This is a genomic window from Planctomycetota bacterium (assembly GCA_016125255.1).
Classification (GTDB): Bacteria; Planctomycetota; Phycisphaerae; order Phycisphaerales; family Zrk34; genus RI-421.
In genome coordinates, this window is record WGMD01000002.1 from 522,436 (window position 1) to 546,216 (window position 23,781).

The window sequence follows — 23,781 nt, forward strand, 5'->3', positions numbered from 1 at the left end:
ATCACGGAAGCGAGGCATTCGACAATCATCGAATGCTTCCGTGATGTTCTGCATTTTCATGATGCCACGATCAGCGGCGTCGACGCAGGCCCGCGAGCCCCATGACGGCGAGCCACACGCCGATCGCGCCCGGTTCGGGGATCGGCGTCACATCGGATCGCCACGCCAGACCGTAATCCCAGTCGAAGGCGGGCTGTCCCGACGCCGTGAGGACGCGCAGCTCGTACTGATGATTGGCGTCGAGATTGACCATGAGGTTCTCGGTGTTGTCGTGTGTGCTCAGGGACGAGGCGACAAGCAGGTTGCCGAGCGTGATGTCAAAAAGCTTCAGGTCGAGGTTGTAGAACACCGCGGCGGCGTCCGGGTCGGGCGATCCGCCTGTCAGATTCGCCATATCGACGTTGACGTTCCACGCCAGCGTCACGAAGAACGTCGCCAGTTCATTGCCGGTCGTGAAGTAGTACGAGCCGGTGTCGTTGTTGGCCGCGGCGCCGAAGTGGGCGTCGTAGTCGAACCCGTGGTGATAATCGATCGCGCCGGAGCCGGCGCCGTCGTCCTGGTCCGAGTCCTGCTCGCCGGCGACGAGAATGTGATACGAGTTGTAGATGTTGACGAGGCCGGCCCCGTACTGGCTGTCGAGATTGTTGGCGGTAGTGACGGTGTAGGTGTTGGTCATCGCCGGCGAATTGCGCAGGGCGCCGGCCATGAACATGGCCTTGATGACCTCGCTTGTCGTGGCGGAACGGATGGTCTGCCCGGCCCGGTTGACCCAACTGTCATGCGAGAGCATGGGGTTGGCGTCGGCGACCTGGATGAGCAGCGCGGTCAGTCCGCCGACGACGGGGACGGAGTTGCTGGTGGTGTTGATGTTGGGGGCGGAGAAGTCGACGATGTCGCGTCCGCCGGTGTAGGGCCCGATGGTCATGGCGCCGGCGTGCAGGTTGGCGGACCCGCCGCTGGTGGCGTCGTTGAGGCGGACGACGGACATGGCGTTGAACGAATTGGAAAGCAGCGAATAGGTCGCGGTGAAGCCGGTCGTGCCGGCGATCTGGTGATAGTCGTCCGTGGCGACCAGCCAGTCGGTCCGCTCGATCATTTCAAGCGTGGCGAGACGGTCGAAATTGTTCATGTCATCGGTGGCGTAGCCGATCCAGCTATGGTTGGCGACGCGGCTGCTGTTGAGGGTCGTGTCGGGGGCGTTCATCGATTGAAGATTCAGGACGCCGTCGACGAGCCAGTCATCGGCCGAGTACGTGTCGATGCTCGTGATCGCCGGCGCGACGGAGCCGAGCCCGTAGTAGAAGCTGCCGACGGCCCCGGCGTGACCGGAGTAGAGCGGATTGCCGCCGCCGTCCATGACGACGCCGCTGCGGGGCGTGAGGGTCTTGCCGGCGTTGTGCGAGAGGGCGGGGTTGGGCGAGTATGGAAAGTAATCCACCATGTCGATGGTGACTTTCTCGGCCGCCTCGACCTGCGAGACCGCGACGCCCGAGCCCGTCGGCATGGACCCGCCCAGTTCGAGCGACAACTGGGTAAACCCAATGTCGGCCTTGTAGTCCGCCTCGGCCGCAGTTTGAACGCAAAGCAACCCGCCCAGCGCGAGCGTCAGCACGTGCGAAATGCGCATATTCGTTTCCCTCTCAAAGCTCGTTCCGTGCCTCGCCACAAACTTCGTGGCTTCGTTTTCTTCAGCCGCGATCCTAACAAATCGCGCTTCGCCGGGCCAGAAAAATCCGGGAATCGCCCAGCGGCGATAGTATGATCCCGCCATGCCGCGATGCCCCTGGGCCAAATCCGAGCTGGCGATCCCCTATCACGATGCGGAGTGGGGCGTACCGGTGCATGAGGATCGGGTGCTGTTCGAGTTTCTGACGCTCGAAGCCGCTCAGGCGGGGCTCAGTTGGGACACGATCCTCAAAAAGCGCGACGGTTATCGGACGGCTTTTCATGGGTTCGACGTGGACCGCATCGCCCGTTACGGGGCCGGTGATGTGAAACGACTGATGGGCGACGCGAGCATCGTCCGCAATCGCCTCAAGATCGAATCCACCATCGCCAACGCCCGGGCCTGCCTGAATCTGCGCGAGGCGGGGCGGTCGCTGGACGGGCTGCTGTGGGGCTTCGTGGACGGCGTGCCCATCGACGGCAAACGCCGGGCGATGACGGACATTCCGGCCAAGACGGCCGAGTCGATGGCGATGAGCAAAGAGCTTGTGCGGCTGGGCTTCCGCTTCGTCGGGCCGACCATCTGTTACGCCCTGATGCAGGCGGTGGGGATGGCCAATGATCACCTGATCACGTGCCCGCGGCACAAATACGTATCAAAACTTACGCGGGTTTCATCAAGAAAATAATCGCTCCCGCCCGATAACTGCCATAGGACGTTTCCGCCGTGCGGCGCGGCGGGGACGGGAGTGGGCGACTGGCCAAGACTGCCGGGCGAACATGGAGCCAAACGATGCCGAAGCATTTCTGTCCGCGCTGCGGCGGCGGCAATCAACGCAGCGGTCACGTGCGCAATCTCGGCAAGGTGTACTTCGAATTCGGCGGATCGGGCCTGTTCCGCCGGCGGGGTCAGGATGTGCCGGTCGGGGCGGTGATGTGCCTTGACTGCGGTCACATCGAGCTGCGCGCCGACGTCGAAGCGCTGAGCCGGCGCGCGATCGAAGGCCCCGGCCGGGCCGCCATCGCCAGCTGATCAGCCGCGCGGCGACTCGAGCATCGCTTCGATCGCCGCGGCGTCGATACTGATCGCGTCGTCGTCCAGCGCCACGCTGTACAAGTCCATCAGCCGCGCGTGCTGCAAGTCCGCCGCGGTCGCGTCCGTCGATGAACTCAGAGGTGTTTCGTTGGGATGCACCGTCGCACTCCTTTGCGATGGATGATCGAGGGTGGTTACGTACTTGTCGGCCCATCGCCCGATCGAACTGCACGAAATCACCCGCACGCCGCATCGGCTCCAAAGAATAAAGGCCCGACAGACAGAAATGCCTGCCGAGCCCTTCCGGGGGTCGAGTGGTAAGTTGATGAAGTATACCCGTTCCGTCGTGAAATGCACGCCAAAATCATTACTGATTTACCCCAACATTTCCAGCATCCCGGCGCCGCATCGCCCGCGTCGAAAAAGCAGTACACGATGCGTAAAACCCGCGATGATGACGCCATTTGCGCCCGCACGGCTTGGCCGGCGATCGTCGCAGCCGCCGAGCATCCGCTCATTGGCGGCGTTGACGATGGCGTCCACATCGAGCTGCGTGATGTCGCCGCGGGTGATGTGAAGGGAAGGCATGACACGTTCCGTCACGCCGGGGGCCGGTTTACTCGGGTGTCTGCGATTCGCTCGGCGACTCGGCCGTCGCTTCCGATTCGATCGCCGTCACATCCGCTTCGAACTCCGCGTCCTCGATGATCACCTCGCCGCGCGCCCGGCGCTCCATGCGCTTCACATACCGCACGCGCGTCTCCTCATCGGGCCAGTCGAAGTTCTCCGGATGCGCCGGATCGTACGCCAGCGGCACGTGCTCCTCCTCCGAGTCCGCATCGGCCCATTCCGTCTCCGGCCGGGCCTCGAGCGAAATCGGCGAGCCGATGCCGTCCTGCGTCGCCTTGATCTTGCGCTGGCGGAGCAGTTCGAGCATGGCGCAGAAGAGTCCGATCATCGTCGAGACATTCCGCCGGCCTTCGAACATGGCCTGAAGCGTCATCGGCCCGTCGCGATCGAGCCGGTCGACGATATCCGCCGCGTGCAGTTCGATGGGCGTGTCGTCCGAGACGACATTGTGCGTGAACCCCCCCGCCACCTGCTCCATCATCGTCTGGAACGCTTCAAGCAGGTCCCACACGCTCACGTCTTCCATGTCCAGATCCGGCGACGCCTCGCCCGCATCGCTTTCGAAGCGACCCGGTCGGCGGGGGAAACGGTTGGCGAACGTCTCGCGTCGATCATCCAGCGCCGCCGCCGCATCCTTGAACCGCTTGTACGCCAGTAGCTGTTGCACCAGTTCGTAGCGCGGATCGCCCGGGTCGCCCGCCGCCCCGACCTCCTCAAGCGCCGCTTCGCCTTCCTCGCGCGGCAGCATCATCGCGCTCTTGATCTCCATCAGCGTCGCCGCCATCACCAGAAACTCGCCCGCCAGATTAATGTCCAGCGAATGGAGCGTCTTGACGTACGCCACGTACTGCTCGGTGATGTGCGCGACCGGAATGTCGTGAATGTCGATCTCGTCGCGCTTGATCAGATAAAGCAGCAGATCGAGCGGCCCGTGGTACACATCCAGATTGACGCGATAATCCTGCATGACGATGCATCCGTGCAAGTGACCTGTTTAGCGGCGGGGCACCGCCCCGCGCTTCTCCCCTCCCCCGCATTTTACTATTGTCGACCCCGCTATGATAATGACCCGTTGAAAATCATGGCAAAAACGCAAACGCCCCAATCTGAATCCCTCGCCTTCGCCGCCGGCGTCCTCCGCGCCGAAGCCGAGGCCGTCACGAACGTCATCGCACATCTGGGCCAGGACTTCGACAAGGCGGTCGAACGTCTCGCCGCCTGCACGGGCACGGTCATCGTCTCGGGCATGGGCAAGAGCGGCATCATCGCCCAGAAAATCAGCGCCACCCTCGCCTCCACCGGCACGCCCAGCCATTACCTGCACCCCTCCGAAGCCATGCACGGCGACCTGGGCCGCATCCGCGCCGATGATCTGGTCATTCTGCTCAGTTACTCCGGCGCGACCGATGAAGTGCTCGGCCTCGCCGCCGTCATCCGACAGGACAAAGTCCCCGTCATCGCCCTCTGCGCTCGGCCCGACAGTCACCTGGCCCGCATCAGCGACCTGGCCCTGTGCGTCGGCGATGTCACTGAGGCGTGCCCGCACAACCTGGCCCCCACCGCTTCGACCACCGCCATGCTCGCCCTCGGCGACGCCCTCGCCCTCGCCGTCTCGCAGCGCCGTCACTTCAGCGTCGATGACTTCCGCAAGCGGCATCCCGGCGGATTGCTCGGCCGGCAGATGCTGCCCATCACCGATGTGCTGCGCTTCCGCGCCGGGGACAATCTGCCGCTCATTCACGAAGATCGCACGGTGGCGCAGGTGCTCGACGAAGCCGCCAGGTACCCCCGCCGCGCCGGCGCGGTCATGCTCGTCGACGACGCCGGTCGCTTGAGCGGCCTCTTCACCGACGCCGACCTCCGCCGCCTGATCATCGAGCATGGCACGGACGGCATGGCCCGGCCGATCGACGCCGTCATGACCCGCTCGCCGCGCAGTCTGACGGACGATCAGCTTGTCCGCGACGCGGTGCAGCTCATGCGCGAACTGCGTGTGGACGAAATCCCCGTCGTCGACGCCGCCGGCAAACCCGTGGGCCTCATCGACGTGCAGGACCTCGTCGCGCTTAAAGTCATCGAGGAATAGCGCGTTTAGCGACGCCGCTTGCGGCGTGCTTTTCTTCGTAACGCAAAAACCAAACGCGGGGCTTTGCCCCGCCGCTAAACGCAAAACACCATGCCGCTCAACAATATCAAACTGCTGCTCACCGACGTCGACGGCGTGCTGACCGACGGGTCGATCAATGTCCACTCCGACGGCTCGGAGACGAAGCGCTTTCATGTGCGCGACGGGGCGGGCATCGTCGCGGCGCAGCGCGTCGGGCTCGAAGTGGGCATTCTCACCGGCCGGCCCAGCGTCATCACCACGCACCGCGCGCGCGAGTTGGGCATTACGCTCATCGAGCAGGGCAGCGCGATGGGCAAAGTGCCCGGCTACGAAAATCTCTGCCGCCTCGCCGGCGTCACCGATGAACAGGTCGCCTACATCGGCGACGATCTGGCGGACCTGCCCGTGCTGGTCCGCGTGGGCTATCCGATGAGCGTCGCCGACGCGGCGGAGGAAGTCCGCGGCGTGGCGAAGTTCGTGACGACCCGTACCGGCGGACAAGGCGCCCTGCGCGAAGCGATTGAACACATCCTCAAAAGCACCGGCCGCTGGGAGCAGGTGCTCGAGCAATACGGCCTATGAACCCCACGCGTCTGAAAAAACTCATCCTCGTCACCGCCATCAGTCTGCTGGGCGTCGGCGCGATCATTCTCATCAGCGACAGCGTCGACACCTCGACGCAAAAGAAAGACACCGCGGTCAACATCAAGGCGACGGACCTGCCGCCGACGCTCGAACATGCCACACCCGGCGTCAAACCCACGATCGGCGCGCTGGGCACCGGCGAAGGCGCATGGATTCAGCGTACCGATCCGCAGACGGGGCAGCTCAAGCAGGAGTTTTTCTACAAGTCGCTGACGCCGCGCGAGCAGGGCGTGTTCGACATCACTGAGCCGCAGGCGCGGTTGTACCTGGCGCCGTGGCGCGTCATTCACATGACCAGCGAAGAGGGCCGCTTCATCGCACCGGACAATCACCCGCAATCGGGCGTGTTCCGAAAGAATCTGGTGCTGACGGTTTTCCAGGCCCCCGAGACGCGGGCGGCGGACCTGTCGCCCGACTCGAAGGATCGGCTCATCGAGATTCACATCGCCGATCAGGCCACGTTCGACACCGTACTCGGCGAGGTCAAGTCCGACAGCGATCTGACCGTCACGACGCCGCAGAGTCAACAAGTGGAGTTCGCCGGTCGCGGCATGAAGCTCGTGTACAACGAGTTGAATCGGCGCATCGAGTACATGGAAGTCTACGAAGGTAAGTCGCTGCGCTACGACCCCCGCGCCGGCCCCGCGCCGATCAAGGGCGCGACGCCTGCCAAGACGCCCCCCGGCGGCGCGACACAACCCGCCGACGCCACGGCCGCCAAGGCGCACCCGATGCAGTACTACCGCGTGACGTTCGACAAGAACGTCAAGGTCGTCAGCGATGATCGCACGATCGAAGCGGATCGACTCGTGGTGTTCTTCACGATGGACCCCTCGGGCTCCGCCCCCGCTGCCGCACCGGCTTCACCGCAGACGCCGGTGTCAATGATGATGCGGGAAGTGATGCGGACATTGCCGCTGCTGATCGGCGAGGTGGGGCAGGCCCCGCTGATCAATGTGCCGGCGGGCAAGGCGGTTCAGGTGAACGTCGACAAGCCCGCGGGGGACAAGCCGGTGGTCATGACCTGGACGGGCAAGATGATCATGACGCCGATCGAGACGAAGCCGGCCGAGCTGGCGGAGGGGCTGCGCGATACGTATCTGCGATTCGAAGGCGCGCCGGTGAAAGTCGGGCTCGGCGGGGACGATCAGATGGTCTGCTTCAACGTCGATTACGTGCAGTCGCGCGATCAGGTGACGGCGACGGGCAGCGATGCGTTTCCGCTGCGCATCCGCTCGAAAAAGATGGGTGAGATCGGCGCGCCATCGCTGAACATTCAGCTTGCGGCGGGCACGGGGCGAATCGCCGGGCCCGGCTGGATGCGCGGCCCTGAAGCGACGGAGGGCGCAACCAAGACGGTCGCCGCCGACGGCGCCCTGCCGCCGGGGTTCAAGATCGACTGGGCCGATCACGTCGAACTTAAATTCACGAAGGAAGACAAGAAGACCGGCTCGCGCGGCGGGCTGGAACTGGCGAAGTTTCACGGCGATGTGCATGTCGCCGACCCGCAGTTCAAGCTCGCCGCCCAGACGCTCGGCACCGAGTTCACCCGCGCCGACGCCGCCGGCAAGCAGCAGATTCAGGCCATCGACGCTGACGGAAACGTGATGGTCACGCTCGACAACGGCTCGATCAAATCGCGCACGCTCCGCATCCTGACCGCGCCCGATGCGCAGGGTCATCTCACGCCATCGCGTCTTCAGGCCCGCGGCGACGTCGTCGTCATCGACCCGCAGCAGCAGATCGCCTCGCAGATACTTGATGTGACGCTCGCCGCCGCCGCGCCCAACGTCAAACCCGCGCCCAAGCCCGCCCCCAAGGGCGACTCGCTGGAGGGCCGCTTCTCGCAGCGCGTCGAGAACGTCACCGCGATCGAAGATGTGCGGCTGACGCTCAAGGGCGGCACCGTCGTGCGCGGCGACAAGCTGGTGGCGGACGCGACGACGCAGCGGGCGACGCTCTACGGCACGCCGGTGCAGATCACGCGCGGCGGCGACGCCGCCACGAAGACTCCGCCGCAGACCGAACTGTACGTGCTGCACCTGAACATCGAAAAGGGCGGGCGCATCGCGCAGGCCGACGGAGCGGGCAAATTCATCTACACCGAAGCCGACGAAACCGACCCGGCGACGAAGCAGCTCACGCCCGGCAAGCGCGTCAAGGTGACCTGGACCGAGTTGATGCGCTTCGTCGATGAGGCCAACACGATCGCCGTCAACGGCAGCGTCGTCGCCGAGACGGAGGAGTCGCCGACCGAGTTCAATCGCATGACGGCGGATCATGTCACGCTGGACCTGATCAACACCAGTTCGCTGAAGGTCGGCCCCAAGGACAAGTCCGCCGACGCAGGTCCGCTCGATGAGCGTCGCCTGCGGCAGATGACGGCGCGCGACAATGTCGTGATCCTCGCCACGCGCTGGTCCGACGCCCAGCGCGAGCACGTCGACACGCGCCTGCGTCTCGCCGGGCCGATTCTCGAATTCGAGGATCTGCGCAAGATCACCACCATCACCGGCCCGGGCACGATGCTGCTCGAGGACTACCGCGAGAAGAAGGACAAGCCGACCGACCTCAAGGCCGCCCCGATGTCCGGCCGGGGGCAGACGGCTTTTCAGTGGACGCAGAAGCTCGTGCTCAACGAGACGGACAAGTCGATGACGATCGAAGGCGCGGTGCTGATGCGTCACAAGTCGCCCGGGTCGGACAACGTGCTGGAGCTTCAGGCGGATCGGCTCGTCGCGAACATGCGCGAGGTGCGGAACATCAAGCCGACGCAGATGCCGGTCGAGAAGATGGGCGTGGACCACATCGCCGCCGACGGGGGCGTGCAGGTGCGCGACAACACGCGCGTGGCCAGTTGCGATCATCTCTACTACGACGGGGACAGCGAAACCGTCGCGCTCGCCGCCGAGGCGGACCGATGGGTCACGATCACCAAGCTCGACGACCCCAAACCGCTGCGGGCGCGAAAAGTGCTCTGGAACCTCAAGACCGACCGCGTCGAGATCATCGAAGCCGGTCGCTGAGGCGGGCGGACCGGCCTATCGTGAAGATGATGACCACCACCACGGTTTCAACTCCATCGCCGATGGCCCGACCGGTCGTGATCTACGACGGGGCGTGTCCGTACTGCCGGCGGCAGATTCAGCGCATGCGCCGGCTCGATGACCGGGACACGTTTGAATACGTCCCGCGGCAGGCGGAGGGGCTCGAGCAGCGGTTCCCGAAACTGGCGGAAGGCGACTTCAACACGGGCATGCGGCTTGTCGAACCGGGCGGCGCGATCCACGTCGGGGCCGACGCGGTGTATCACATCGCCCGCCGGCTGCGCGTGGGGCGATGGGTCGCCTGGCTGTATCGCGTGCCGGTGCTGCATCAGATTGCGCGGGGGATTTACGGGTGGATCGCCCGGAATCGCATGAAGCTCGGGCCTTGCACGGATGAAACGTGCGGGATTTAGGTGAATTGTCACCGGCGGCGGGCCCGGGAGCCGATATTTGAAGACATTGAGCCGGTCTGTCGGTGCGCCGATGCGCCTGTGAATCTTCCGATCCGATAACTTGTCCGCACGGGCCAGCCCCCCTACTATTTTCCTCCCTCAATTACGGTGAAATTATGTCAGCACAGGATATCCGCAACGTCGCGATCATTGCGCACGTCGACCACGGCAAGACGACCCTTGTCGACGCGCTGTTGCGTCAGAGCGGTCAGTTCCGGGCCGGTGAGCTTCAGGGCGATTGCATTCTCGACTCCAATCCGATCGAAAAGGAGCGCGGGATCACGATTCTGTCCAAGAACTGCGCGATCCGCTACGCCGCCCCGGACGGTCACATCTACCACATCAACATCATCGACACCCCCGGCCACGCCGACTTCGGCGGCGAGGTCGAGCGCGTGCTGTCGATGGCCGACGGCGCCCTGCTGATCGTGGACGCTTTTGAAGGCCCGATGCCGCAGACGCGCTTTGTGCTGAGCAAGGCGTTGGCGCTGGGGCTTCGTCCGATCGTGGTCATCAACAAGATGGACCGCGCCGAGGCGAGGCCGACCAAGGTGCACGAGGAAGTGTTCGACCTGCTTGTCGAGCTGGGCGCGGATGATCACGCCATCGAGTTCCCGACCGTTTACGCCAGCGGCGTCAACGGATGGGCCTCGAACGACGAGACGACGCGCCCCGACAATGTGCAGGCGCTGTTCGATGCGATCATCAAGCATGTGCCCGCGCCGAAGTTCGATCGCGAAGCCCCGCTTCAGATGCTCATCACGTCGCTGGACTGGTCCGACTATGTCGGCCGCATCGGGATCGGCCGCGTCATGGCCGGCGCGATCAAGACCGGTCAGCAAGTCATGCGCATCGACCGCACGGGCAAGCAGAGCAAGCAGAAAGTCGGTCAGCTTTTCCAGTTCGACGGCCTGGGCCGCAAGCAGGTCGACGAAATTCTGGCGGGCGACATCTGTGCCGTGGTGGGCCTGGAGGAAGTCGACATCGGCGACACGCTCGCGGATGTGAACACGCCGGTCGCCCTGCCGCCGGTCGCCGTCGATGAGCCGACGCTGCACATGACCTTCCGCGTCAACGACTCGCCGTTCGTCGGACAGGAAGGCGAATACGTCACGAGCCGGCAGCTTCGCGAGCGGCTCATGAAGGAGCTTCAGTCCAATGTCGCCCTGCGCGTGACCCCCGGCGCCAACGGCGACGAGTTCGAAGTGTCCGGCCGCGGGATGCTGCATCTGGGCATTCTGCTCGAGAATATGCGGCGCGAGGGCTACGAGCTTTGCGTCGGCAAGCCGAAGGTCATCTTCAAGCAGGTCGACGGCGAACGCTGCGAGCCGTACGAACGGCTGGTCGTCGAGTCGCCCGAACAGTATGTCGGTTCCGTCATGCAGCTCGTCGGCGAACGCCGCGGCGAGATCGTGCACATGGAGCCCAAAGGCGCCTTCACCGACGTCGAATTCAAAATCCCCGCACGCGGACTCATCGGCCTGCGCAACCGCATGCTCACCGCCACGCAGGGCAACGCCATCATGCACCATACGTTCGAGAAGTACGGCCCGTATCTGGGCCCGATGCCCGGACGGCTTCAGGGCGTGATGATCGCCACCGAAACCGGCCCGGTCACCGCCTACGCCCTCGATCAGTTCTCCGACCGCGGCGTCATGTTCGTCACCCCCGGCGACGTCATCTACGAAGGCCAGGTCATCGGCGAGCACAACAAGGATAAGGACATCCCCATCAACGCCGCCCGCAAGAAGGCGCTGACGAATATGCGCAACGCCAACAAGGAAGCGACCGTCACCTTGAAAGCCCCGCGCAAGCTCTCGCTCGAAGCGGCGCTGGAGTACATCGAAGACGACGAACTTGTCGAGCTGACGCCCAAGTCGATCCGCATCCGCAAGCGCGCCTTGAAGGAAGCCGACCGCCGCCGCGACTCCCGCCGCCTCGCTTCCCTTGAGGCGTGAAACCGCGCTGGCGAGGCGTCGCGGATTGCTCCATAATGTCGATCGACATGGTTGCGAAGATTCCCATCGACAACGACGCGATCACCGCCTTCTGTCGCAAGTGGAAGGTGCGCGAGCTGTCGCTCTTCGGCTCCGTGCTCCGCGATGATTTCAAACCCGAAAGCGACGTCGACGTGCTGGTCGTCTTCGAGCCGGAGGCGCCCTGGAGTCTCTGGGACTGGCCGGACATGATGGACGAACTACAGGCGATGTTCGGACATCCCGTTGATCTGGTCGAAAAGGCCGGTCTTCGTAATCCGTTCTTGAGGCATGAGATTCTCAATACGCGGAAGCAGATTTATGTCGCGCCGCAATGATCAAGTCTATCTTTGGGACATGCGCCTCTACGCCGCCCGTGCGCGCGCCTATGTGCAAGGCCGGTCCTTCGACGAGTACCAAGAGAACGAAATGCTGCGCATGGCGGTCGAACGATGCGTGATGACCGTCGGGGAAGCAGCTTTCAAAGTCAGTAAGCAGTTCAAGGATGAACATCCCGACATCCCCTGGGTCAAGATCATTGCACAACGTCATCGTCTCGTGCACGACTACGGAAATATCGCGAACGATCGAATCTGGGAAGTCGCCTCGGTACATGCGGCGGAACTGATCGAATTGCTCGATCAGGTCATCTCGCCCCCTCCACCCGATCTAGAACCGGAATCCGATTAACACCATGTCCACCAAAGTCTGCAAGTTCGGCGGTTCGTCCCTCGCGGATGCGAACCAGATTCTCAAGGTCAAGGCCATCGTCGAGGCGGACCCCGGCCGGCGGTACGTCGTGCCGTCGGCCCCGGGCAAGCGGTCCAAGCATGATCAGAAGATCACCGACCTCTTGTACCTCTGTCATGAACACGCCAGACAGGGCCTGCCCTACGATCAGGTCTTCGATCTGATCGCGGAGCGATACAACGGCATCGTCAAGGATCTGGGGCTCACGCTGGACATGAAGCCGCACCTTGACGAGGTGCGCGCCCGCATCGCCGATGAAGGCCCCGACTACACCGCCAGCCGCGGCGAAGCCCTCAACGGACTCATCATCGCCGAGGTGCTCGGCTATGACTACGTTGATGCCGCCGACATCGTGCACTTCGACGTCAACGGCCGCTTCGACCCGCACACGACGCAGGAGTCCGTGTCGCGCCGGCTCGCCAAACATGACCGCGCGGTCGTGCCCGGTTTCTACGGCTCGCTGCCCGACGGGCGCGTCAAGACGTTCAGCCGCGGCGGGTCCGACATCAGCGGCGCGATCGTCGCGCGCGGCGTCAACGCCAAGGTCTACGAAAACTGGACCGATGTCTCGGGCATGCTCATGGCCGACCCGCGCGTCGTCGACAATCCGCTGCCCATCTCCGTCGTGACCTACAAGGAGCTGCGCGAACTGGCGTACATGGGCGCGACCGTGCTGCACGATGAAGCCATCTTCCCCGTCCGGCAGGCCGGCATTCCCGTCAATATCCGCAACACCAATCAGCCCGAAGACGACGGCACCATGATCGTCCCTTCCGACACGAACCTCCCCGTCACCGGCGCGATCACCGGCATCGCCGGGCGCAAGGACTTCACCATCATCGCCCTCGAAAAGGCCCTGATGAACGCCGAGCTCGGCTACGGGCGACGCCTGCTCGAAGTCCTCGAAGACAGCGAAGTGAGCTTCGAGCACATGCCCTCGGGCATCGACACGATCAGTCTCGTCATCGCCAACAGCCAGCTCGACGGCAAGCTCGACGCCGTGCTCGAGGGCATCCGTCACGCCTGCAAGCCCGATGCGCTGGACGTCACGCCGAACATGGCGCTGATCGCCACCGTCGGCCGAGGCATGGCGCATCACCCCGGCATGGCGGCGAAACTCTTTTCCGCGCTCGCCCAGTCCGGCATCAACATCCGCATGATCGATCAGGGCTCCAGCGAACTGAACATCATCTGCGGCGTCGAGGCCGACGACTTCGAAAACGCCATCCGCGCGATTTACAAGGCCTTCGTCGCGTAAATTTCCCTGTTTTTGCGGCGATTTTCCCGGTACAATGACGCCTATGTCGTCGCGGCTGTCACTTCAATTTCCGACCCGCCCCGCCGCCGTGTTCCTCGCGGCGGCGATGATGCAAGCGTGCATGACCGGCTCGCTGCACGCCGAGTCGAGTCCCGGCGAAACCGCGTACATCGCCACGCCCAAGCCGACATTTGAGCGCATCAAGGCCGACTACGAGTCGCTGGCGCGTAACGTCGAGGCGGCCGAGCGCAAGGTCGACGAAGCGAGTCTCATCGCCAAGCGCGCCAATGCCGACTTCGATCAGTATGTGCGCGCCCGTCCACAGGAGGACAATCCCGTCCTGCGCGACGCGGCCGAGCAGACAAGCAAGGCGGAGCAGACCGTGCGAGCAGCCCGGCAGAAGGCGATCGCCCCGCTGCTCGCCGACCCGGCTCATGTGCAGCGCGTGCGTGAGCTGGAGGCGGCGCGACAGCGAATGGACGAATACAACGAACTGCGCCGCAAGGCGGTCTACGGCGGCGTGTTCACCTCCGATCAACAGCGGGCCGCGCGACAACTCGCCAAGGACATCGCCGAACTCGACCATGTCGTGTACGAGCGCGAGCTGCAACTGGTGGAGGAGGACTCCGCGTACCTGTCGGCACGCAAGGCGCTGACCGCCTCGCGCAAGGAAGTCGCCGACCTGGTCAAAACGACGGTCAATCTCGACAAGGCGGACCCGACGCGCCGCGGGCTGGTGGAGTCGATGAAGAAGGCCAACGCCGACCTCGTCGCCGCCGAGCACGCCCTGACTCAGGCGCGCCAGAAACGTCACGACGGCTGGCTCAAACTCCTCGCCGCCGCGTCGTCGACGCCCTGACGCCGTTTCGTTGGCAACATGCAAAAGGCCGATCAGCGGGCAAGGTCAGGGGGCCATTTTGCCGATATTCCTCACACTCGGGCCGCGCCGCGCGGTGGGACGTCCCATAATGGAATGACGCATCGATGAGTAAAGACTACCGCGTGCTGATCATCGCCGAGCAGGCGAATCCCGAGCAGGTGAGCGTGCCGCTCGAGGGATGGTGCCACTATCAGGCCGTCCGCCGGCGATGCAACGCCCATCTCGTCACGCAGATTCGCAATCGCGAAGCCGTCGAACGCGCCGGCCTGACCGACCCGGCCGACGTGACCTTCATCGACTCCGAAAAAATCGCCCGCCCCATGTACCACCTCGCGCAGAAACTCCGCGGCGGGGCCAACAAGGGATGGACCACCATCACCGCGATGGTCAACGTCTCCTACTACTACTTCGAGCATCTGTTCTGGCAGAAATTCGGCCCGGCGATCCGCGAACACAAGTACGACCTGGTCCATCGCATCACGCCCCTGAGTCCGACCATGGCGAGTCTCATCGCCGCACGTTGCCACCGCGCGGGCGTCCCCTTCGTGATGGGCCCGATGAACGGCGGACTCCCGTGGCCCAGGGAGTTCGACACCGAACGCCGGCGCGAAAAGGAATGGCTCTCCTATATCCGCTCCGCCTACAAACTCCTGCCCGGACATCGCAGCACGCTCCGCAGCGCCAAGGCGATCATCGCCGGGTCCGGCTCCACCCTCTCGCAGTTCGACCAACGCTATCACGACAAGTGCGTCTACATCCCCGAGAACGGCATCGTGCCCGAGCGCTTCCAGTTGTGCGTCGAGCGCGAGCCGGCCCTGCCGCTCCGACTGGCGTTCATCGGCCGCATCGTCCCCTACAAGGGCGCCCACATGGTGCTCGAAGCCGCCGCGCCGCTGATCCGTGACAACAAGATCGTCGTGGACATCATCGGCGACGGTCCCGACAAGCCGCGCCTGGAGCGCATCATCGAAGAACAGAAAATCGCGCACGGCGTCACGCTCGCCGGCTGGGTCCCGCACGCCAAACTGCAGGAACGCCTCGTCCAATCCGATGTGCTTTCGTTCCCGAGCATTCGCGAATTCGGCGGCGCCGTCGTGCTCGAAGCCATGGCCGTCGGACTCGTCCCGCTGATCGTCGACTACGGCGGACCCAGCGAACTGGTCACCGCCTCCACCGGCTTCAAAGTCCCCGTCGGCACGCCCGATCAGATCGTCGCCTCCGTCCGAGCCGTGCTCGAAAAACTCGTCGCCGATCCGCAGCAGCTCGTCGAGATGCGCACGCTCGCCCGCCAGCGCGTGTTCGACAAGTTCACATGGGACGCCAAGGCCGCGATGACGCTCGAAGTCTACCGATGGGCGATCGGCGATCGGAAGGACAAGCCCGACTGGGGTCTGCCGCTGCCCGACGCCGCGCCCGCACCGGCCCCGCAATCCGTCACCGCATCCGCCTGATGAGGAGGCCGATGAGACTCGGCTACTTGATCCCCGAATTCCCGACGCAGACGCACGCCTTCTTCTGGCGCGAACAGAGCGCGCTGCGCGAATTGGGCGTGAACATCACGCTCATCTCCACCCGCCGGCCGGACCGCGACCTCTGTCAGCACGACTTCGCCCAGGAAGCGCATCAACAGACGATCTACTGCGTGCCGATTCCGCCGGTCTCGAGCTTCGGTCGTTTGCTCCTGCATCCGATCCGCACCATGCGCGCCCTCGGCTACGTCGCGGCGCTCCGCGAATCGTCGCTGAAAGAACGCCTCAAGGCGCTGGCGTACATTCCCGTCGCAGCCCACCTTGTCAGCATCGCCCGGGCGCATCAGCTTGATCACATTCATGTCCACTCGTGCGCCAACGCGGCCCACGTCGCCGCCATCGCCCGCCTCCTCGGCTCGCCGCCCTACTCGCTGACGCTGCACGGCGACCTGCCGGTGTACGGGCGCGATCATCAATCCAAAATGACGCGCGCGTCGATCGTCACGGCCGTGACCCGACCGCTCGCCCGCAGCATCGTCGAACAGGTCGGCCTGCCGGAAAGCCGCGTGCCGGTGATCTGGATGGGCGTGGACCCGGACATTTTCACGCCGGTCGAACATCACGACGCCGCACCGGGCAAACTCAACATCATCACCGTCGCCCGACTCAATCACGCCAAGGGCCACGTCCATCTGCTCGCCGCCATCGCCCAGCTCGTCAGCGAAGGCCTGGACCTGCATTACACCATCGTCGGACAGGGCAAGAATCAGTCCGCCATCGAAGAGCGCATCGCCGAGTTGAACCTCGTCGATCGCGTGAAGCTCACCGGCACGCTCAGCGAATCGCAGGTGCGCGATCAGGTGGCGCAGCATGATGTGTTCGCCCTGCCGAGCATCGGGCTCGGCGAGGCGGCGCCGGTGTCGGTCATGGAGGCGATGGCGACCGGACTGCCGGTCGTGTGCTCGATCATCGGCGGGACGCCGGACATGATCACGCATGACGTGGACGGCATTCTGTGCGATCAGGGCGCGGAAGATCAGCTCGCCGCGGCGCTGCGTCGGCTCGCCCAGTCGCCGGACCTCCGCCGCCGCATCGGCAAGGCGGCGCGCGAGCGGGCGGTGCGGCAGTTCGACTACCGCAAGATGGCCGGTGAATTGCTGCGGGAAATCGAGAAGTCCGCGCCGCCGGACGAGGCGTAACCGGCGGGTTCAGACCAGCGGCGGCTCGTGGTCGGAGCCGTCGCGCAGTTCCTCTTCGCTCACCACGCAAAAACCCTTCCGCGCCAGAATCTGCCCCGCCAGCACCGGGTCGTCGCAGTGGATGGCGATCGTCGGCAGACCGTGCGGGCGGACCATCAATGGATACGCGTAGTCGATGTTCAACTCCGCGCCCAAAAGCGAGAGGCAGAGCTTGGTGAGCCGCTGATCTTCGCCGAGTTCGACGACGAGGATCTCCGCTTCGGTGAAAGGGAGCTGCTGATTTTCGAGCAGTTCGCGCGCCCGGTCGGCCCGGGAGGTGACAAGGCGCACGACCGAATGATCCGATGCGTCCATCACGGACAGCGCGACGAGGCGCAGCGGTTGTCCGTCGAAGGTTTCGATCAGCTCGTACATTTTGCCGATGCGGTTATCGAGGAACACGCTGAACTGCGTGCACATCGGCGGGCCGTAGCCCTGCTCGGTCTCGAAGTTGACGGGCGAACCGGGAACCTGCGACATGAGTCACTCCTCAGTCGATTGTAGCCCCGCGATGCGTATGGAAAATGGTCCATGGCACCATGTGCGAATTTCTTCCGTCGGCGGCTAGTGGGAACGAAGGCAAAATGGGCCACGAAGACGCAAAGACGCGAAGGAAGACAGCAAGAAGAAGGGGTCCATCCATACCGTTCCTCCCGTCTTCCTTGCCTTTCTTCGCGTCTTCGCGCCTTCGTGGCCCACACTGTCTTGAAAACGCATTCCAGATACGCAAACAACTTGCACATCGCGCCATTTGCAAATGGAAAATGGAAAATCGATTTTCCATTTTCCATCGTTCATTTTCCGTTTTCCATTGCGGCTCGGACGAACGCGATCGCCTTGTCCGCCGCGTCGTCGACTTTGATCATCTCGGGTTTCTCGGCCGTGCGGGGTTTGAATTCGATTTCGGCGCCTCCGGGGGCGGCGAGGCCCTTGTCGCCGATCGTCAGGCGCAGCGGGATGCCGATCAGGTCCGCGTCCTTGAACTTCACGCCCGGCCGCTCATCGCGATCATCGAGCAACACGTCGATCCCCGCCGCCGTCAGCTTCTCGTACAGCGCATCGACGACATCCTTCGTCTGCCCCTCATAGCGCACCGGCGTGAGGATCACCTGATACGGCGCGATCGCCATCGGCCAGATGATCCCGCCTTCGTCATGCCCCGCTTCCGACTCCAGCGCCGCCGCCAGAATCCGATTCACGCCGATGCCGTAGCAGCCCATGATGACGCTCCGGGTCTGCTGATTCTCGTCAAGCACCGTCAGCCCCAGCGCCTCGGAATACTTGCAGCCGAGTTTGAACACGTGACCGACTTCGATGCCCTGCGACGCCTGCAGGACGCCGCCGTCGTTTTTCGGCGACGGGTCGCCGTGCATGGCGTTGCGGATGTCGGCGACTTTGACTTCGACGCCGGCGGCGACGACTTCGCGCTGCCAGTTGAAGTGTTTGACGTGATGATCGGTTTCGTTGGCGCCGGTGACCCAGAACCCGCCCTGCGCGGCATCGGGGTCGACGACGAGCGTGATGTCATGCCTTCCGACGGCGACGTGCGGGCCGACGAAACCGATGGCGAAACCGGCATCGCGCGCTTCTCGCTCATCGGCGAGCTGGAGGGCTGCCAAGCCGCAAGCGGCTTTGACTTTGGCTTCGTTGAGGTCGTGGTCGCCGCGCACGACGGCGACGATCCATCGGCCGTCGCCCTTGCACACGAGCGTCTTGAGCATGTTCTGCGTCTTGAGTTTCGTGCCGAGGTTCTTCTTGAAAAACGCGCAGACATCTTCGATGCCCGGACAGCCGGGCGTGTGCAGCTTTTCGAGTTCACCGGTCGGCGCGGCGGCGAGGTCCGACTGGCGCGGACCCGTCTCGCACTTTTCCATATTCGCGGCGTAGTTGCCCTTGTCGGAGGCGAGAATCGTGTCTTCACCGGTGGGGGAAGGAACCATGAATTCGTGGCTGGCGTTGCCGCCGATGGGGCCGGCTTCGGCTTCGACTTCGACGAAGGCGACGCCGCAGCGCGTGAAGATGCGGCGGTAGGCGTCGCGCATCGCTTCGTAGGTTTCGCCCAGCGATTCGAGGGACAGATGGAAGCTGTAGGCGTCCTTCATCTGAAACTCGCGCGAGCGCATGACGCCGAAGCGCGGGCGGAACTCATCGCGGAACTTGGTCTGAATCTGATACAGGTTCAGGGGCAGATCGCGGTAGCTTGTGATGGTGCGGCGGACGAGGTCGGTGATGACCTCCTCATGCGTCGGGCCCAGCGCCTGCTCGCGCCCGTGGCGGTCTTCGACGACGAAGAGGTTGTCGCCATAGGCGGCGCGCCGGCCGGTCTTTTCCCAAAGCTCGATCGGCTGAAGCGTCGGCAAAAACACTTCGACCGCCCCCGCCCGGTTCATCTCCTGCCGCACGATCTCGATGGCCTTGTGCAGCGCCCGCCAGCCCAGCGGCAGGTACGAATAACTGCCCGCCGCCACCTGCTGAATCAGCCCCGCACGGAGCATCAACTGATGGGAAGGCACGACCGCCTCGGCGGGGGTCTGACGAAGGGTCGGAATCAGGCAACGGGTCCAACGCATGACGTTCGCTCCAGCTTGAGGGGCCGTATCGTAGACGATTCAGCCCTGAGAATCACGGGGGGATCGGGGATCGGGGATCAGGGATCAGAAATGACAATGTCCGTGCGCCGGTGCAGTTTGATTCGCTTGCCGATCCCCGACCCCCGGCCCCCGATCCCCGACCTGATCCCCGCTCCTTGACTTACCGATAATTCAATCTAACGATGATCGCTTACGTCCCGATTCGCTCGGGGCGGGAAAGTCGGTTGACCATGGCTCGGCAGACGAACTCCGCCTTGGGGTTCGACATTACGTTTCGTCCGTGCGTTGCGCTTCAAGGGGCGATGCGACGGGGCTATCGGGCTGCCGATTTGCGGAGTGATATTCTGGCGGGGATGGCGGTGGGGACGATCGCGGTGCCGTTGTCGATCGCGCTGGCGATCGCCGCGGGCGTGCCGCCGCAGCATGGGCTTTACACCGCCATCGTCGCCGGGGGATTGATCGCGCTGTTGGGCGGGTCACGCGTGCAGGTCAGCGGGCCCACCGCCGCCTTCGTCGTCATCCTCGCGCCGATCAGCGCCAAATACGGCACCGGCGGACTGATGATCGCCACGGCGATGGCCGGCGTCATCCTCATGGTCATGGGCCTGCTCCGCTTCGGCCGGCTCATCCAATTCATCCCTCATCCCGTCACGACCGGCTTCACCGCCGGAATCGCCGTCGTCATCGGCACGCTTCAGATCAAGGACTTTCTGGGCCTGGACATCCCCGGTCGGCCCGAACACTACATGGATCACCTGCGCGCGATCGGCGCCCATCTGTCGACGATCCGTTGGCCCGATCTGGGCATCGGCATGCTGACGCTGCTGGTGCTCATCTTCTGGAAGCGCGTGACGCATAAAGTCCCCGCGCCGCTGGCGGCGCTGACGATCGGGACGATCGCCGCGTGGATCATGAGCCGGATGATCGAGGGGTTCTCCGTGCCGACGATCGGCTCGACGTTCACCTGGCGGGAGCACGGCCAGACCGGGCCCGGCATGCCGCCGATCCCCCCGCTGTTCACTTTGCCCTGGCATCAGCCCGGACCCGACGGACAGCCGATCGCGCTGTCGTGGGATCTGATTCATACGCTCGCGCCCGCCTCGTTCACGATCGCCATGCTCGGCGCGATCGCCTCGCTGCTCTCGGCGGTCGTCGCCGACGGACTGACCGGCGACGAGCACGACCCGGATGCGGAGCTGTTCGCGCAGGGGGCGGGCAATCTCGTCGCCCCGTTCTTCGGCGGAATCGCCGCCACCGGCGCCATCGCCCGCACCACCGCCAATGTCCGCTACGGGGCCCGCTCGCCCATCGCCGCGATCGTGCATGCGCTGACGCTGCTGGCGTGCATGGTGCTGCTGGCGCCGCTGCTCAACCGGCTGCCGTTGGCCTCGCTGGCGGCGCTGCTGCTGATCGTGTCGTGGAACATGGCCGACCTCAAGCATTTCAAGTACGCCCTGCGCGTCGCGCCGCTGAGCGATCGCGTCGTGCTTTTGATCTGCCTGTTGCTGACGGTGTTCGTGAACATGGTGGCGGCGGTGAGCGTGGGCATCGTGCTGGCGGCTCTTTTGTTCATGCGGCGCATGGCTGAAGTCGCCGACGCCCGGCTGTTTTCCGAGCGGCATGACGCCATGAACATCGCCCTGCCGCCGGGCGTGATCGTCTACGAAATCGGCGGACCGCTGTTCTTCGGAGCCGCGCAAAAGGCGATGGCCGCCCTGCGATCGCTCGGCAACGGCGTCCGCGTCGTCATCCTCGACATGCGCGAAGTGCCCGTCATGGACGCCACCGGCCTCGTCAATCTCGAATCCGCGCTCGATCGCCTGCAAGCCATGAACATCCGCGTCGTGCTCGCCGGCGTGCAGAGTCAGCCGCTGCACCTGTTGGCCAAGTCCCATCTGCGGCGCGACCGCGCGATGGTCACCGTCTGCGGAACTTTCGACGCCGCCATGGACGTCGCCCGATGGCACGCCGCCGAAGAGCCCGCCGCGCCTTCCGTCACTTCCTCACCGGCTCAAACCGCACACTGATCTTCGTCAGCTTGTCGATGCTCGTGTGAATCGTCAGCTTCCGCGCTTCGTCGTTCGTCGCCTGCATCGACGGATTGGGCGAGGTCGGCAACGGCTCCGCGGAGCGCACTTCGAATTTCGCATCGGCCGGTTCGATCAGCGTGACGCGCATCGTCTGATCATTGCGATGCAGCAAAGCCGTGCGATCCCCGTCGGTCAGTTCGACCGTCGCCTCCGTCGTGACGAACCACCATAGGTCCGTCTTCGCCTTCGGGTCGATCGCGTCGTCGAGCGTGATCTGATTGCTCTTGCGGTCGAACACGACCGTGCGCGTCACGGATTTCGCCGCTTCGTCGTACGCCGGCGTCAGGTCGGCGACGGCCCGGCCCAGGTCGTCATTCGTCGAAAACGCCGCGATTTTCGCGGTCGCCCGCGGGTTCTGATCCGGCCCCTCGTCCGGGTTCATCACCAGCGTGTTGTGCGCTTCGGCGCGGAGTCGGTAGTACGTGTAGCGCTTGGACCCGAAGTAATCGGGCATGTTGTAGTTGTCGGACCCCAGGTCCATCGCCCACCGCTCGCCCAGCGCATCGAGCACGAACGAGCCGAGGTCCAGATGATTGTGATTGACGCGATTGGAACCGGCCTGCATGGCGAAGTACATCGCCTGCGGATCGGTCCAGCTCGTGCGGAAGCTCACCACTTCCGACCCGCGCCAATACCGATCGAGCGGCAGGTGCAGCGCATCGGGGCTCTGGCCGTCGCCCCGGTACCAGAGAATGCTCTGCACCGTCGGCGACATGCGGTGAATCCCCCACCATGCCGCCGCCGGCTCGTCGTAACGATGCGCCAGCCACAACAGACACGGACTGGTCCGCATCGTCGGATGCGCATCCGAGTAATTGAACGTCAACCCCGTCGGCCCGGTCATGTACATCGGGAACAACGCGGTGAGCGTGTACCCGTGCTCCTCCGAAAGATCGAAATCCGTGCCCAGCGCCGAGTCGAGCGCGGCAACCATCAGCGTGTTGTAGCTGGTGGCGTAGCCCCAGTAACTGGGCCCTTCGCCCCACGCGCCGTCGGGTTCGTAGCTCGCCATCGCCTTGGGCACGCTCCGCACCGCCGCGGCGAGAATCTCCCCCGCCAGCGCCGGCTCCTCGTCGCCGATCGCCAATGCGCCGACCGTCTCGCCTCCGTTGCACACCTGGTTCCAGTTGTGCTCGACGTTCGCCCACCACGTATGCTCCCGGTAATACTTGAGCGCGGGCGTGAGCCCCATGCGCGCGATCGCCTCGCGCATCGTCTTTCGCTGCTCCGGCGTCCAGACGTCGTACAGCCAGTCGTACGCGATGGCGACCCCGTGCGTCATCTCCGCCGTGTCCAGAAAATGCGGCGGATGCCAGTCATCAAACGCGCAGACCGTCCTCATCTCCGTCCACAACCGATCCGCATATTTCTTCTCGCCGGTCATGCGATACGCGAACGCCAGCTCGTAGCTGCGCTCCACGACCGCGCGCGACACGGACAGCAGGCGCTTGCCGTCGGGCAGATGGTAGTAGACGGGCTTGGCGCCGAGGAGTTGATCCGCATCGTCGATGACGTCATGGACCCACGCCTTGAGCCGATCATCCGTTTTCACCCGCTCGCGCAGCGCGTCGAAACCGGCCATGTCGATGAGCAGCCGCGGATGCCGCGGCTTGAGCGTCGCAAGAATGTGCTGCGCCTCCGGCGGCTCGGCGGCGAACACGCAAAGAGCAAACGAAAACACGAATAACGCCGGGAGGAGGGTGCGTTGAATCATCGGGCAGTATAGCCCTCCCCCTTCGAGGGGGAGGGTTGGGTGGGGGTGAATCACATCCGTCCAAGATCGCGCTCGCATTGATGCAATCGCGCCGCTTGCTCCACGATGCACCACTCACTGCGCTACATCACTTGATCTGATGCGCCTCACCCGCCCCCAGCCCCGCCCTCAAGGGCGGGGAGTCCCAAAGCCCTCCCCCTTCGAGGGGGAGGGTTGGGTGGGGGTGAATCACA

20 protein-coding genes and 1 pseudogene are annotated in these 23,781 nt (G+C 64.4%); 14 read left to right on the forward strand and 7 right to left on the reverse strand.

Features of this window, described 5'->3' with window-relative positions; all coding sequences use genetic code 11:
* Nucleotides 1–70: 70 nt before the first annotated feature.
* Entirely contained in the window at nucleotides 71–1,627 is a 1,557-nt protein-coding gene (locus tag GC162_03325; protein ID MBI1367665.1) for a hypothetical protein, read from the reverse strand.
* 142 nt (nucleotides 1,628–1,769) lie between these two features.
* On the opposite strand from GC162_03325, the gene GC162_03330 reads away from it, so the two are divergent.
* A complete protein-coding gene (locus GC162_03330; GenBank protein MBI1367666.1) occupies nucleotides 1,770–2,354 on the forward strand; it encodes a DNA-3-methyladenine glycosylase I in 585 nt (194 codons plus the stop codon).
* A gap of 104 nt (nucleotides 2,355–2,458) precedes the next feature.
* Nucleotides 2,459–2,698: a hypothetical protein gene (locus GC162_03335; protein MBI1367667.1), complete on the forward strand. Its 240-nt coding sequence runs from the start codon at nucleotides 2,459–2,461 to the stop codon at nucleotides 2,696–2,698.
* Here GC162_03335 and GC162_03340 read toward each other — a convergent pair whose 3' ends face one another.
* The 3 genes and pseudogenes from GC162_03340 to GC162_03350 form a co-directional block, all read right to left on the reverse strand.
* On the reverse strand, nucleotides 2,699–2,947 hold the full coding sequence (locus GC162_03340) for a hypothetical protein (protein MBI1367668.1): 249 nt from the start codon (nucleotides 2,945–2,947) through the stop codon (nucleotides 2,699–2,701). It abuts the gene before it with no gap.
* Nucleotides 2,948–3,199: 252 nt separating this feature from the next.
* Nucleotides 3,200–3,289, reverse strand: a pseudogene (locus tag GC162_03345) (O-acetyl-ADP-ribose deacetylase).
* Between the two features lie 28 nt (nucleotides 3,290–3,317).
* A complete protein-coding gene (locus GC162_03350) occupies nucleotides 3,318–4,298 on the reverse strand; it encodes a chromosome segregation protein ScpA (GenBank protein ID MBI1367669.1) in 981 nt (326 codons plus the stop codon).
* On the opposite strand from GC162_03350, the gene GC162_03355 reads away from it, so the two are divergent.
* From GC162_03355 to GC162_03405, 11 genes are all read left to right on the forward strand, one after another.
* On the forward strand, nucleotides 4,152–5,417 hold the full coding sequence (locus GC162_03355) for a KpsF/GutQ family sugar-phosphate isomerase (GenBank protein MBI1367670.1): 1,266 nt from the start codon (nucleotides 4,152–4,154) through the stop codon (nucleotides 5,415–5,417). The genes GC162_03350 and GC162_03355 overlap by 147 nt on opposite strands.
* 90 nt (nucleotides 5,418–5,507) lie before the next feature.
* Complete coding sequence (locus GC162_03360; GenBank protein ID MBI1367671.1) at nucleotides 5,508–6,020, forward strand: HAD hydrolase family protein; 513 nt, start codon at nucleotides 5,508–5,510, stop codon at nucleotides 6,018–6,020.
* A complete protein-coding gene (locus GC162_03365) occupies nucleotides 6,017–9,109 on the forward strand; it encodes a hypothetical protein (GenBank protein ID MBI1367672.1) in 3,093 nt (1,030 codons plus the stop codon). The genes GC162_03360 and GC162_03365 overlap by 4 nt, the downstream gene beginning before the upstream one ends.
* Nucleotides 9,004–9,543 carry a DUF393 domain-containing protein gene (locus tag GC162_03370; protein ID MBI1367673.1) on the forward strand — a complete coding sequence of 180 codons (540 nt, stop codon included), beginning with the start codon at nucleotides 9,004–9,006 and terminating at the stop codon, nucleotides 9,541–9,543. The genes GC162_03365 and GC162_03370 overlap by 106 nt, the downstream gene beginning before the upstream one ends.
* Before the next feature lie 155 nt (nucleotides 9,544–9,698).
* Complete coding sequence (gene typA / locus GC162_03375; protein ID MBI1367674.1) at nucleotides 9,699–11,540, forward strand: translational GTPase TypA; 1,842 nt, start codon at nucleotides 9,699–9,701, stop codon at nucleotides 11,538–11,540.
* A 47-nt stretch (nucleotides 11,541–11,587) separates the two neighbouring features.
* The gene (locus tag GC162_03380; GenBank protein ID MBI1367675.1) at nucleotides 11,588–11,896 is read left to right on the forward strand and encodes a DNA polymerase subunit beta; all 309 of its coding nucleotides are present in this window, start codon (nucleotides 11,588–11,590) and stop codon (nucleotides 11,894–11,896) included.
* A complete protein-coding gene (locus tag GC162_03385) occupies nucleotides 11,850–12,248 on the forward strand; it encodes a DUF86 domain-containing protein (protein ID MBI1367676.1) in 399 nt (132 codons plus the stop codon). Before GC162_03380 ends, GC162_03385 begins: the two co-directional genes overlap by 47 nt.
* Nucleotides 12,249–12,252: 4 nt before the next feature.
* On the forward strand, nucleotides 12,253–13,566 hold the full coding sequence (locus GC162_03390; GenBank protein ID MBI1367677.1) for an aspartate kinase: 1,314 nt from the start codon (nucleotides 12,253–12,255) through the stop codon (nucleotides 13,564–13,566).
* A 43-nt stretch (nucleotides 13,567–13,609) separates the two neighbouring features.
* Nucleotides 13,610–14,425 carry a hypothetical protein gene (locus GC162_03395; GenBank protein ID MBI1367678.1) on the forward strand — a complete coding sequence of 272 codons (816 nt, stop codon included), beginning with the start codon at nucleotides 13,610–13,612 and terminating at the stop codon, nucleotides 14,423–14,425.
* 125 nt (nucleotides 14,426–14,550) lie between these two features.
* On the forward strand, nucleotides 14,551–15,897 hold the full coding sequence (locus GC162_03400; GenBank protein ID MBI1367679.1) for a glycosyltransferase: 1,347 nt from the start codon (nucleotides 14,551–14,553) through the stop codon (nucleotides 15,895–15,897).
* Nucleotides 15,759–17,114: a glycosyltransferase gene (locus tag GC162_03405; protein MBI1367680.1), complete on the forward strand. Its 1,356-nt coding sequence runs from the start codon at nucleotides 15,759–15,761 to the stop codon at nucleotides 17,112–17,114. The genes GC162_03400 and GC162_03405 overlap by 139 nt, the downstream gene beginning before the upstream one ends.
* A 9-nt stretch (nucleotides 17,115–17,123) precedes the next feature.
* On the opposite strand, the gene GC162_03410 is transcribed toward GC162_03405, so the two are convergent.
* On the reverse strand, nucleotides 17,124–17,633 hold the full coding sequence (locus GC162_03410) for an acetolactate synthase (GenBank protein ID MBI1367681.1): 510 nt from the start codon (nucleotides 17,631–17,633) through the stop codon (nucleotides 17,124–17,126).
* Between the two features lie 314 nt (nucleotides 17,634–17,947).
* On the reverse strand, nucleotides 17,948–19,723 hold the full coding sequence (locus GC162_03415; GenBank protein MBI1367682.1) for a proline--tRNA ligase: 1,776 nt from the start codon (nucleotides 19,721–19,723) through the stop codon (nucleotides 17,948–17,950).
* A 203-nt stretch (nucleotides 19,724–19,926) separates the two neighbouring features.
* On the opposite strand from GC162_03415, the gene dauA reads away from it, so the two are divergent.
* Nucleotides 19,927–21,771: a C4-dicarboxylic acid transporter DauA gene (gene dauA, locus GC162_03420; GenBank protein MBI1367683.1), complete on the forward strand. Its 1,845-nt coding sequence runs from the start codon at nucleotides 19,927–19,929 to the stop codon at nucleotides 21,769–21,771.
* On the opposite strand, the gene GC162_03425 is transcribed toward dauA, so the two are convergent.
* The gene (locus GC162_03425) at nucleotides 21,740–23,626 is read right to left on the reverse strand and encodes a DUF4962 domain-containing protein (GenBank protein MBI1367684.1); all 1,887 of its coding nucleotides are present in this window, start codon (nucleotides 23,624–23,626) and stop codon (nucleotides 21,740–21,742) included. The genes dauA and GC162_03425 overlap by 32 nt on opposite strands.
* Nucleotides 23,627–23,781: the final 155 nt, after the last annotated feature.

Coding starts and splice junctions, on each gene's coding strand:
- GC162_03325 (MBI1367665.1), bottom strand. CDS start 1,627: ATGCGCATTTCGCACGTGCTGACGCTCGCGCTGGGCGGGTTGCTTTGC.
- GC162_03405 (MBI1367680.1), top strand. CDS start 15,759: ATGGGACGCCAAGGCCGCGATGACGCTCGAAGTCTACCGATGGGCGAT.
- GC162_03355 (MBI1367670.1), top strand. CDS start 4,152: ATGGAGCGTCTTGACGTACGCCACGTACTGCTCGGTGATGTGCGCGAC.
- GC162_03360 (MBI1367671.1), top strand. CDS start 5,508: ATGCCGCTCAACAATATCAAACTGCTGCTCACCGACGTCGACGGCGTG.
- typA (MBI1367674.1), top strand. CDS start 9,699: ATGTCAGCACAGGATATCCGCAACGTCGCGATCATTGCGCACGTCGAC.
- GC162_03365 (MBI1367672.1), top strand. CDS start 6,017: ATGAACCCCACGCGTCTGAAAAAACTCATCCTCGTCACCGCCATCAGT.
- GC162_03390 (MBI1367677.1), top strand. CDS start 12,253: ATGTCCACCAAAGTCTGCAAGTTCGGCGGTTCGTCCCTCGCGGATGCG.
- GC162_03425 (MBI1367684.1), bottom strand. CDS start 23,626: ATGCGAGCGCGATCTTGGACGGATGTGATTCACCCCCACCCAACCCTC.
- GC162_03380 (MBI1367675.1), top strand. CDS start 11,588: ATGGTTGCGAAGATTCCCATCGACAACGACGCGATCACCGCCTTCTGT.
- GC162_03395 (MBI1367678.1), top strand. CDS start 13,610: ATGTCGTCGCGGCTGTCACTTCAATTTCCGACCCGCCCCGCCGCCGTG.
- dauA (MBI1367683.1), top strand. CDS start 19,927: ATGATCGCTTACGTCCCGATTCGCTCGGGGCGGGAAAGTCGGTTGACC.
- GC162_03415 (MBI1367682.1), bottom strand. CDS start 19,723: ATGCGTTGGACCCGTTGCCTGATTCCGACCCTTCGTCAGACCCCCGCC.
- GC162_03335 (MBI1367667.1), top strand. CDS start 2,459: ATGCCGAAGCATTTCTGTCCGCGCTGCGGCGGCGGCAATCAACGCAGC.
- GC162_03370 (MBI1367673.1), top strand. CDS start 9,004: ATGGGTCACGATCACCAAGCTCGACGACCCCAAACCGCTGCGGGCGCG.
- GC162_03330 (MBI1367666.1), top strand. CDS start 1,770: ATGCCGCGATGCCCCTGGGCCAAATCCGAGCTGGCGATCCCCTATCAC.
- GC162_03400 (MBI1367679.1), top strand. CDS start 14,551: ATGAGTAAAGACTACCGCGTGCTGATCATCGCCGAGCAGGCGAATCCC.
- GC162_03410 (MBI1367681.1), bottom strand. CDS start 17,633: ATGTCGCAGGTTCCCGGTTCGCCCGTCAACTTCGAGACCGAGCAGGGC.
- GC162_03350 (MBI1367669.1), bottom strand. CDS start 4,298: ATGCAGGATTATCGCGTCAATCTGGATGTGTACCACGGGCCGCTCGAT.
- GC162_03385 (MBI1367676.1), top strand. CDS start 11,850: ATGAGATTCTCAATACGCGGAAGCAGATTTATGTCGCGCCGCAATGAT.